Origin of the sequence: Mycobacterium sp. 852014-52144_SCH5372336 (assembly GCF_001665615.1) — a bacterium.
GTDB lineage: Bacteria > Actinomycetota > Actinomycetes > Mycobacteriales > Mycobacteriaceae > Mycobacterium > Mycobacterium neumannii_A.
Map to the genome: position 1 here is coordinate 1 of NZ_LZSW01000009.1, position 1,347 is coordinate 1,347.

Annotated in this window: 1 protein-coding gene and 1 other annotated feature; the gene reads right to left on the reverse strand. The window is 64.8% G+C overall.

Annotated elements, in window-relative coordinates; translation table 11 throughout:
• Positions 1-31: 31 nt before the first annotated feature.
• Positions 32-1,293 (reverse strand): IS3 family transposase gene (locus A5759_RS01415; protein ID WP_120271688.1). Its coding sequence is split into 2 segments (ribosomal slippage): positions 32-990 and positions 990-1,293, totalling 1,263 coding nucleotides; the frame shifts between segments, so codons are not numbered across the junction.
• Positions 863-994 (reverse strand) — a sequence feature (AL1L pseudoknot). Its footprint overlaps the gene before it by 132 nt.
• Positions 1,294-1,347 lie beyond the last annotated feature (54 nt).

The window sequence follows — 1,347 nt, forward strand, 5'->3', positions numbered from 1 at the left end:
TGAACCGCCCTGGTTCTGCCGGAGGCTCGATCTATTGGATTGCGACCAGGGGCTGGTCGCTCCGTTGGGCATCGTAGAACGTGGCCTCGAACTCGGTCGGAGGGACGTCGTCGAGGTAGCTGTGTAGGCGGGCGGTGTTGTGCCAGTACACCCAGCTCAGCGTGGCCAGCTCGATGTCCTCGACGGTCTTCCACGGCCCACTGCGGGCGGGTCCGTAGATCAGCTCGGCCTTGTAGTAGCCATTGACCGTTTCGGCCAGGGCGTTGTCGAAGCTGTCACCGACGGATCCGATCGAGGGCAGCGCGCCGATCTCGGCGAGGCGTTCACCGTAGCGGATGGACGTGAACTGCGATCCGGCATCGGAGTGACATGTCAGGCCGGGCAATGTGTTTCCGCGTGACCAGCGGGCCATCTCCAGTGCGTCGAGCACCATCGTGGTGCGCATGTTCGACGCCACCCGCCATCCCACGATCGTTCGGGAGAACGCATCGACGATGAAACAGACATAGGCCACTCCGGCCCAGGTCGGCACATAGGTCAGATCCGTCACCCACAATTGGTTGGGCGCTGATGCGCTGAAACGGCGGTTGACCAGATCGGGATGCCGTGGCGCGCCCAAGTCGGGCTTGGTGGTCTTGACTGCTTTGCCGCGCCGCACGCCCTCGATGCCCAGACTGCGCATCAGGCGCCCGACCTGGTCACGGCCCACATCGTGGCCGGCCCGACGGGCGGCTTTCCACAGCTTGAGGACACCGTAGACGCGGTAATTGTCTTCCCAGATCTGGCGCAGCGCCGGCCCCAGCTCGGCGTCGCGGATCGCCCGCGTCGAGGGCGCTCGGGTCTTGGTGTCGTAGTAGGTACTCGGGGCCACCGACACCCCTGCGCTGCGCAGGACGGTGCAGATGGGCTCGACCCCGAACTCGTCGCGGTTAGCGTCGATGAAGGCGACTATTTCTTGTGTTGGCGGTCGAGCTCCGCCCCGAAGAAACTAGCCGCTCGTTTCAGGATTTCGTTGGCGCGCTTAAGTTCTCGGTTCTCCTGCTCGAGCTCTTTGAGCCGATGGGATTCAGCGGTCGTGACCCCGGGCGCCACGCCCTCATCGATGTCGGCCTGCCGCACCCAGGTGCGGACCGACTCCACGCCGTAGCCGAGCTGGTTGGCCACCCGCTGCACCGTGCCCTGGGTGGTGCCCAGCTCGGTGCGTAAAGCGCGGACCATTCGGACCGCGGCGGCCTTCTCCTCAGGGCTGTAACGGCGCGTCGTGGGCTTCCCGGCAGACTGTTCCTTCGGCATACCTGCATCCTCGTTTCCAAGGTCAGGAGCCTCCAACATTTCCAGGGCGATTCA